Genomic DNA, 9,066 nt, shown 5'->3' with positions numbered 1-9,066 from the left:
GCTACTTGTGATTTTGTAATCTTATAACGAGCAGCCACCTGGCTCATGCTTTGGTCCCCAGCCATATATTCGGCTACGACTTTATTCATGAATGATTGCTCATATTGGAATTGCATTCCTAGACGCCCCTTACGTCCCTCATTGTTTGAATTTTGCATGTTTTACACTTTTTAAGGTGTAAACCTATTTCAGGATCATACAGATGCCGTTTAGATAATGCTTATCCTACGTTAATCTTACGTTCCTGAACGTAGGATTAACGTAGGATAAAGCCTATCAAATAAATATCTGTACGGGTGAAAGACAAGTATAATAATTAGTGGTGCTATCCGGATGCGTGGAAATGAGGACTGTGGAGGAGGATCTATTGTACAGTCTGTAGAAAAAAATACGTAAAGATGGGGCTGGTTAACAGGAATTTATACTAAATTGAGTACTGTCTGAATTTCAGTTATTACGTCAGATAGTCGTTGGGTATGACATTCTGTGCCGGAGGGTGACAGGATGGGATATCGGCAGATATATAAAAAAGAAAACCCCGCCCAAAAGAGCAGGGTCTGTCCTATTTATCCCTATACCTATGAAATACAAATTAATGTGGTTAATTATTCTGCAACGGTGCCACTTTCGTTCACTAACACAGATTTCTCTGTACCGTTGTCCTGAATATTAACCTTATAATATGCAGCTACGTCAGATCTTTCAATTCTCGAACCGTCCTTAATAGTAGCGGTTGGATATTTAGATCTCAGCGTAGAGGCAACCGCTTCGGGGAGCCTGTCTGCTGCATAAGTGCTACGGGTTGCTATCCACTTACCATCAGCATCATATTCGGCCGCAGTCTTTACATCTTCTTTAGTAAAGTTCGCTACCCAATGTCCGCTGTAGTTCTTCGCCCACTTCGCTTCTGTGCCTGAAAAGTTCTGCTGAAAAGCATCCTTTACTACGACAGGAGCTACTATCTCTTTTTTCGCAACTACCTTCTTTGTTTTTTTTGCTGATTTCTTTTGTGCAAAAGTTGTGCCGGAAGATATGAGTGCCACACAAATTATTAATACTAACTTTTTCATAAATAATCAGATATGGTTTTTCAATTGGGTTGAGTTTTTCAACTTATTCTTCCGTCGTAATTACCAAAACAATGCCAAAAAGTAATCAACGAACTAATGCCCGGTAAAAATACAAAAAAAAACCACAATTAAAAGCAAAACCATCTTTTTCGTGACACGGTCTCTTCCAGGCTGCTGTAAAATCCGTAACTTTGCAGAATTTTAATCAACATATTTTTAATAACGTCAAAGGGCGGAGAATTGTTTTATGGCCAGCAAATATCAGGAATATAATCAGCTGAATTTACCGCAGATAGAGAAGGATATATTGGCGCACTGGGAAGAAATCCAGGCATTCGAGAAAAGCGTATCCATTCGCGAAGGCGCCACTCCTTTCGTATTTTATGAAGGTCCGCCTAGTGCGAACGGTATGCCTGGTATTCACCACGTGATTTCCCGTACCCTGAAAGACCTGGTTTGCCGTTACAAAACAATGAACGGTTTCCAGGTGAAACGTAAAGGTGGTTGGGATACCCACGGTTTGCCTGTGGAACTGGGTGTAGAAAAAATGCTCGGTATTACCAAGGAAGCGATCGGTAAAACAATTTCCATTGAGGACTATAATAAGGCCTGCCGCACAGAAGTATTAAAATTCAAAGACAAGTGGGATGACCTGACCCGTAAGATGGGATATTGGGTTGACCTGAAATCTCCTTACATCACTTTTGATAACAACTATATTGAGAGTCTGTGGTGGTGTCTGAGTGAACTGTATAAAAAGAATCTGTTATATAAAAGCGTTAGTATCCAGCCGTATTCTCCGGCTGCAGGTACTGGTCTGAGTTCACATGAACTGAACATGCCGGGTTGCTATAAAGAGGTAAAAGATACCACGGTTGTAGCGATGTTTAAAGCGATAGAAGCTGACAACTCTGCATTTCTGTTTGAAGCGGCAAGAAAAATTGCTGCGGATGCAGAAGTATTCTTCATGGCCTGGACCACTACCCCATGGACACTCCCATCCAATCTGGGTCTGACTGTAGGTGCTAATATCGAGTACACCCTGGTACGTACATTCAACCCATATACCCATCTGCCTCAGTTTGTGGTAATGGCGAAAGACCTGCTGGGTAAATATTTCAAACAGGAAGGTGAAGACGGGGATTTTGCTGCCTATAATGAAGGTGATAAGATCATTCCATGGCAGATCCTGTCAGTATTCAAGGGAAGTCAGCTGGAAAATATCCGTTATGAGCAGCTGCTGCCATACGTACAGCCTGAATCCGGCGATCCGTTCCGTGTACTGTTGGGCGATTTCGTAACAACAGAAGATGGTACAGGTATCGTACATACCGCGCCTGCTTTTGGTGCGGATGACTATCGCGTAGGACAGAAATATGACATCGGTATATTGACCCTGGTAGATCGTCAGGGTAAATTCCTGGATGAAGTAGGCGAGTTTGGCGGTCGTTATGTGAAAAATTACAAGAGCGATCCGGAGTATAAAGATGTAGATGTTGATATCTCTGTAAAGCTGAAGAAGGAGAACCGTGCATTCAAAGTAGAGAAATACGAACATACTTATCCTCACTGCTGGCGTACAGACAAACCTGTATTGTACTATCCGCTGGATGCCTGGTTCATCCGTACGACTGCTGCGAAGGAGAAGATGGTAGAACTGAACAAGACGATCAACTGGAAGCCAGCTACTACTGGTACAGGCCGTTTTGGCAACTGGCTGGAGAACATGGTAGACTGGAATCTGAGCCGTAGCCGTTTCTGGGGTACGCCGCTGCCGGTATGGAGAACAGTTGCTGTGAAGGAAGATAGTCCGGAGGGCGCTGTACAGAAATGTCTGGGTGCGAAGAATGAACTGGTAGGTGCGCTGCTGTTTGTGAAGAAAGATGAATTTAAGGCAGATGTACTGGATGCAGACAGTGAGCTGAGCAAACGTGTTGCAGCCCATAACGCACAGTACGCTGGTAAGAGTAAGGAAGAGCAGGAACTGTTTACTATTAATATAGATAAGGTTCGCGCGAAAATTCAGAAAGAAGAGATCACCCTGGTTGATGTAGCGCTGGCTAATTTCTACCTGACGGATCTGGTAAGTGGCTATTGCGTAGCGATCACCGAAGAAACATTAGCAGATATCGATCTGCATAAACCAATGGTGGACAATCTGATCTTTGATCATGAAGGTCAGCTGATGTATCGTGAGCCGGATCTGGTGGACGTTTGGTTTGACAGTGGAGCGATGCCTTATGCACAGTGGCACTATCCATTTGATAACAAAGAAGAATTTGCGAAGAGCTTTCCGGCAGATTTCATTGCGGAAGGTGTTGATCAGACACGTGGCTGGTTCTATACCCTGCATGCGCTCGGAACGATGTTGTTTGACAATGTAGCTTATAAGACGGTTGTATCGAACGGTCTGGTACTTGACAAGAATGGCGTCAAGATGAGTAAGCGACTGGGTAATATTGTGGATCCGTTCGCTACACTGGAACAATTTGGGGCGGACGCAACACGCTGGTACCTTGTTACCAACGCGTCTCCGTGGGATAGCATGAAATTTGATATTGATGGGATTCGTGAGGTGCAACGTAAATTGTTCTCCACCCTGTACAACACGTACAATTTCTTTGCGATGTATGCGAACCTGGACAAATTCACGTTCAGTGAAGCATATGTACCGCTGGAAGAACGCCCGGAGATAGACCGCTGGATTATATCCCTGCTGAATACACTGGTGAAAGACGTTACAGGTTATTTCGATGATTACGAGCCTACCCAGGCGGGAAGGGCGATACAGTCCTTCGTTGACGAGCATCTGAGCAACTGGTATGTGCGTCTGTGCCGTCGCCGTTTCTGGAAAGGTGAGTACGCTCAGGACAAGATATCTGCTTATCAGACCTTGTACGAGTGTCTCGAAACACTGGCCCGTTTAATGGCGCCTGTGTCACCGTTCTTTGCAGATTGGTTATTTGGCAACCTGAATAAGGTAAGTGGTCGTCATGCGGAGGCATCAGTTCACCATATGCTGTTCCCATCCGAGGTAACAACGGCGATCGATGCGGACCTGGAAGAAAGGATGCAGTTAGCGCAGGATATTTCCTCGCTCGTATTGTCTCTCAGAAAGAAGGTAAATATTAAGGTACGTCAGCCGTTACAGAAGATACTGATACCAGTACAAAACCTGCATATTAAGGAACAGATTGAAAAAATTCAAGATCTGATAAAAAGTGAGGTGAATGTGAAAGGTATTGAGTATCTTACGGAAACGGAAGGTTTTATCAAGAAAAAGATCAAGCCAAACTATAAATCCCTGGGTGGTAAAATGGGGGCAAAGATGAAAGCCGTTGCGGCCGCCATTAGTGCATTCTCTGCTGCCGATATCGCATCCCTCGAACGTAACGGAGAATTTATCCTTCAGATTGACGATGAACAACTGCCTATACAGTTATCTGACGTAGAGATCATCTCAGAAGATATTCCCGGTTGGACCGTAGCTAATAAGGGCGCACTTACTGTGGCGCTCGATATTACTATTACACCAGAGCTGCTGGATGAGGGCAATGCCCGTGAATTAGTCAACCGTATTCAGAAGATCAGGAAGGATAGTGATTTCGAACTGACTGACAGAATACAGGTAAAAGTGGCAGTAATCGAGAGCTTGAAATCGGCGATTATTAACTATAATGACTATATTTGCACGGAAATTTTGGCAGATAGTTTGGAATTGGTGCCGGAATTACAGGATGGAATTGAAATAGAAGTAAATGATTTGACATTCAACGTATTAGTTAACAAAAAAAGCTAATCCCATGGCAACAAGCAAGAAAGTTGCTAGTAAAAAGACCCAGAAAGCGGTAGCACCGGCTAAAAAAGCAGCGGCAAAACAGGTTACTCCTGTAAAGAAATCCGCAGCGGCCAAGCCGGCGACGAAGAAGGTAGCAGCACCTGCAAAGCCAGCTGCAAAAACTTCGACACCAAAAGTTGCTACCAAACAGGTCAAGCCAACTACGACTCAGAAAGTTGTTGCCAAAAAATCAGCAGTTACCCAGACGGCTTCGTCAAGTAAATCTGTAGTAAAAAAAGCACCCGTAGCAGCACAGGCGGTGCCTCAAAGTGAAGTAAAGAAAGCGACGGTTCCTGCTAAGTCCGTAGCTTCCGCGAAAGTGCCTGATACAAAGAAAGTGGTGACGCCAAGCGTTACTGCAGATAAAGAAAAACTAATTTCCAAGCCAGAAGAAAAAGAAGTAATAATGCCAGTAAATAAAAAAGACGATAAAGAAAAAGTAGTTGCTAAGGACGCCAAAAAAACAGCGGACAAGGTACAAAAAGCTGAAAAAACAGCACCAGCAGCAAAGGCTGAAAAGCCAGCTGACCGTACTGAGAAAGTTGAGAAAAAAGGCGCATCTAAAGCAGGTACATTAGTAACCTACCAACCAGAGTTTACTAAATCTGTTCTCGATCAGCCAGAACAGCCGTCCGGTCCTGTTTACCGCTATAGTGATACAGATCTGCAGGAATTCAAAGACCTGATCCTGAAAAAGCTGGAAGCTGCCAAGAAGGAACTGGTATATCTGCAGGGCCTGATCACGCGTAAAGATGAAGCAGGTACCGATGATACCGAAAACAAATACATGAGCATGGAAGATGGTTCCGGTTCTCAGGAAAGAGAACAGCTGAACCAGATGGCAAGCCGCCAGATCCAGTTCATCGATCACCTCGAGAAAGCACTCGTGCGTATCGAAAACAAAACTTACGGTATCTGCCGCGTAACCGGTAAACTGATCGATAAAGCCAGACTGCGTGCTGTACCGCATGCTACGCTAAGTATCGAAGCGAAACTGGCGAAAAGCAAATAAGTAATTACTTATCCGGTATAGGAAAAAATCCTGATCTAAAATCCGTTAAGCACAAGACTGGCATTGCCAGGAAGTGGTAGCGGAGGGAAGATCAGGATTTTTGTTTTGGGAGAGGTGTGTCAGAAAGGTCCAATGACATGTTCGACTGGTTTAGCGTATATGTAGCCAGCGCTTCTTTAAGGATGGCGGTAGCCTCGGACAGTCCGCAGTTTTCCAGTGTATCCAATACCTGCTCTGTATTTTGAGGAGGATTTCTGAGCGCATTGACCTGATTTAATAAAGCCTGAAAGACTTTAGGCAGATTAGCCTTCAACAACCTACATGCAAATTCATCAGGTGTTTCTACCAGAATATTATGGACAAAAACATAACGGCTGGGAAAGTCTTTTTTGTTAAAGGTGATCAGTATATCAGCCTTGCATTTTATAGCGGCTGCTAATACATGCCTGTCATCCTCGTCAGGTAGTTGCAAGCCAGCTATAAATTTTTGTAGCCGGTTACATTAGCATCAGGAAAAGCATTTTCCATTGCTTCCCGTGTTCTCTCTAACTAAAATGACTTTAAATCACTTCGATTTAGTAAGAGATTACGTATCCATTCATCATGAATCTGATCTGTCCATTTTGGAATTAGCAACCCTACCTGAGCCAGACACAAAAGAAAATCACGTAATGGTGCTGGGTACAGGACATTGGCGTCCAGTACGGTAACAAACTTTTTATGTTCAGTCATTTAATATCCCAGATTAAGATCCTGTGCCTGTCCGGCCAGAAAGTCTAAATTGTCTGCTCTTTTCTTCTTCATTTTCTTATCATAGGCAATGAGATCCTTTAGTTGGATTCTGCGATGTGTGCCTACTTTATGAAAGGGGATTTCACCCTTCTCCAGGAGATTAACTATGTGAGGTCTTGATACGCCCAGCATTTCTGCGGCTTGTTGTGTGCTGATATCTGTATTGTTGTCTGAATGGAATAAAGCAAATGAATTACCTTCTGCCATCTTATCCAGAATAGTGAAGAAAAGTAGTATTGCTGATTTTGGTATTTCCAGTTCTTCTTCATACCCGGCAATTTTCAATGAAACTTTATCACTTTCATTTTTTGCAATTTCAGTAGATACTTCAGATACTTTGGGCCTTATCGCCCTGGCGATTTCCTGATCGGTTCTTGTGGTTTTTTCCAATATCGCTTCCATATCACTTACTTATTTGCTATTGTGAAGTTAGTGAAACAATATGAATAAACGAAATAAACGAAACAAAAGATAAGAGTTGTCTCATTGTGGTTCTCCCCATGATACAGAGAAGATGGTATAATATCACTTTAATATGGTATAAGGAGCCTCTTATACCAAAATATAAGCACTTAAATGGTATAAGAAGCTCCTTATACCATTTAACACCATAAAAAAAGCGTCCCCTCTTTTCAGAAGGAACGCCAGTGTAAATAAACAGGGGCTTCAAGGAGAAGTTCTTTATGAGACCTCTTGTTTTTTGCGTTTAGTAATCTGCCTGGCCGCCAGGTAAACCAGCCCTACGGACGCAAGTCCGATAAGGCTTCCCACACCAATCCTTTTTGCCTGTTTCTTGCTGATCGCCGGTAAGCGTAGCTTAAACTTCTCAGGACTGGCCTGGGCTATCTGCAACAACGGTTCCATCCATGGGCCGGGAATAATTTTATCTGCGATTTTCTCTGCGTCGGGGTTTTCTGCATCAAATGCAACGCCAATTCCTGCTTCTTTCAGCAATTGGCTACCATCAGAACCACTGCCTACATATATAATATTCTGTGGAGTGACGTGGTATTTGTCTGCAATATAGGTTAATATATTGCTCTTACAATACACCGGCGCCTGTGTGGGCAGATTTTTATCCGGGCAGAGGAAATATTCAGGAATGGTCACCTCCCCTGTCGCCACGCTATTGAAGAGATGCAGTTTGTTGGCGAATACGAAGTCCATTCCCAGTTTATTTTTAACATGGCGGGCTACACATTCAAAGCCATCCGTGATAATACCACAGGTATATCCTCTTTTCTTCAGTTCACGTACGACCACTTTGATATCGGGTACCAGCGATACTTCATCCGCTACCTCGAGCAGCTCCGCCAGATTCCTGTCCTGGAACAGGGTCGCTGTATGCTCAATAATGGATACCGGATCAGAGAAATGGCCCCGGATCTGTTTTAAGGTATTCTCGAAACCAAACTCAGTAGCGGCCGCCATCAGGTAGTCCTCACGGAAGATAGTCTCGTCGAGATTGAAGATGACCATTTTGTGGAGCTTGTCAATAGATTCCAGGATAGAATATTCCATCTGTTCACGGATCATATTGATGTTTCCCAGTGTTTCCAGGTTTTCCTGTGGAATGTTTTCAGCCTTACGCAGAATGGTACGGGATACTTCCCTTGACATTTTGCTCAGCTGCTCCCAGGTCTGCATGGCATTTTCTACGCGACCAATATTGGCTTCAGTGATGCGGGCGCCCTGTAGGTGCAGGTCGATCAGCAATCCGATATCTACACCGTAGTCATTTTCAAACTGAACCTGTGATAATAATGATTTTCTGGCTGCGATCATGCCGCTAAGCGGTTGGTTGAAATTAGCCAGTTCAGGAAAAAGAATGCTGAGCAGTGGTTTGGCTACCAGTTGGGTGACCCTGCCTGCCTGCCGCTCGAAATAGGATTTTACAAAATCAGCTTTTCCCTCAATAATGGGATCGGTCAGTAATTCCACTATATTGTCCGGATAGGTCAGAATATCACCATCTACATACATGACAATATCGTTCTTGGCGGCCATCATACCTTCCCGCATGGAAATCCCTTTGCCCCGCTGACTGCTGGTAATGACGCGCACTTTCTCTTTCAATGCTTCCTCAACCGAATTGTCGTTGGAATTATCATCTACCACAATGATCTCAATTTTTCTTGTCGTCTTTTTGATGGTTTTGATTACCTGACGTAATGTAGCCCCTTCATTCAGAACCGGAATGATAATGGAAATCATAGGTGAATGCTTGTTTAGTGTGAATAATCGGCCGTTGATAAAAATATCATCAGGCCATACATGGACATAGGGCCAATGGGTCACAAAAATAGTACCATAGCAGCCCCTGCGGGGCTACTCACAAAAGGAAACGGGGCATT

6 protein-coding genes are annotated in these 9,066 nt (G+C 43.7%); 2 read left to right on the top strand and 4 right to left on the bottom strand.

The window, feature by feature from the left end:
• Nucleotides 1-605 precede the first annotated feature (605 nt).
• A complete protein-coding gene (locus BMZ72_RS24900; protein WP_089812380.1) occupies nt 606-1,070 on the bottom strand; it encodes a PepSY-like domain-containing protein in 465 nt (154 codons plus the stop codon).
• A 247-nt stretch (nt 1,071-1,317) separates the two neighbouring features.
• Here BMZ72_RS24900 and ileS point away from each other — a divergent pair, with 247 nt between their 5' ends.
• Both ileS and BMZ72_RS36845 read left to right on the top strand, forming a co-directional pair.
• On the top strand, nt 1,318-4,869 hold the full coding sequence (ileS, locus tag BMZ72_RS24895; RefSeq protein WP_089812379.1) for an isoleucine--tRNA ligase: 3,552 nt from the start codon (nt 1,318-1,320) through the stop codon (nt 4,867-4,869).
• 4 nt (nt 4,870-4,873) lie between these two features.
• Nucleotides 4,874-5,920, top strand: coding sequence for a TraR/DksA C4-type zinc finger protein (locus BMZ72_RS36845; protein ID WP_218155278.1), 1,047 nt, complete (start codon nt 4,874-4,876; stop codon nt 5,918-5,920).
• 91 nt (nt 5,921-6,011) lie between these two features.
• Here the strand turns inward: BMZ72_RS36845 and BMZ72_RS36840 are convergent, their stop codons facing one another.
• The 3 genes from BMZ72_RS36840 to BMZ72_RS24875 all read right to left on the bottom strand — a co-directional run bounded on the left by BMZ72_RS36840 (nt 6,012) and on the right by BMZ72_RS24875 (nt 8,926).
• On the bottom strand, nt 6,012-6,392 hold the full coding sequence (locus BMZ72_RS36840; protein ID WP_218155277.1) for a PIN domain-containing protein: 381 nt from the start codon (nt 6,390-6,392) through the stop codon (nt 6,012-6,014).
• A gap of 260 nt (nt 6,393-6,652) precedes the next feature.
• Nucleotides 6,653-7,114 (bottom strand): helix-turn-helix domain-containing protein, encoded by a 462-nt coding sequence (locus BMZ72_RS24880; RefSeq protein WP_089812378.1) that lies wholly within the window; start codon nt 7,112-7,114, stop codon nt 6,653-6,655.
• A gap of 279 nt (nt 7,115-7,393) precedes the next feature.
• The gene (locus BMZ72_RS24875) at nt 7,394-8,926 is read right to left on the bottom strand and encodes a glycosyltransferase (protein WP_089812377.1); all 1,533 of its coding nucleotides are present in this window, start codon (nt 8,924-8,926) and stop codon (nt 7,394-7,396) included.
• Nucleotides 8,927-9,066 lie beyond the last annotated feature (140 nt).

Origin of the sequence: Chitinophaga sp. YR627 (assembly GCF_900114995.1) — a bacterium.
Classification (GTDB): Bacteria; Bacteroidota; Bacteroidia; order Chitinophagales; family Chitinophagaceae; genus Chitinophaga.
Note: the sequence above shows the minus strand (reverse complement) of the source record. Positions and strands in the feature narration are given on the sequence as shown.

Bases quoted from the DNA above. Each gene is read 5' to 3' on its own strand.
- ileS (WP_089812379.1), top strand. From the start codon at position 1,318: ATGGCCAGCAAATATCAGGAATATAATCAGCTGAATTTACCGCAGATA.
- BMZ72_RS24875 (WP_089812377.1), bottom strand. From the start codon at position 8,926: ATGATTTCCATTATCATTCCGGTTCTGAATGAAGGGGCTACATTACGT.
- BMZ72_RS36845 (WP_218155278.1), top strand. From the start codon at position 4,874: ATGGCAACAAGCAAGAAAGTTGCTAGTAAAAAGACCCAGAAAGCGGTA.
- BMZ72_RS24880 (WP_089812378.1), bottom strand. From the start codon at position 7,114: ATGGAAGCGATATTGGAAAAAACCACAAGAACCGATCAGGAAATCGCC.
- BMZ72_RS24900 (WP_089812380.1), bottom strand. From the start codon at position 1,070: ATGAAAAAGTTAGTATTAATAATTTGTGTGGCACTCATATCTTCCGGC.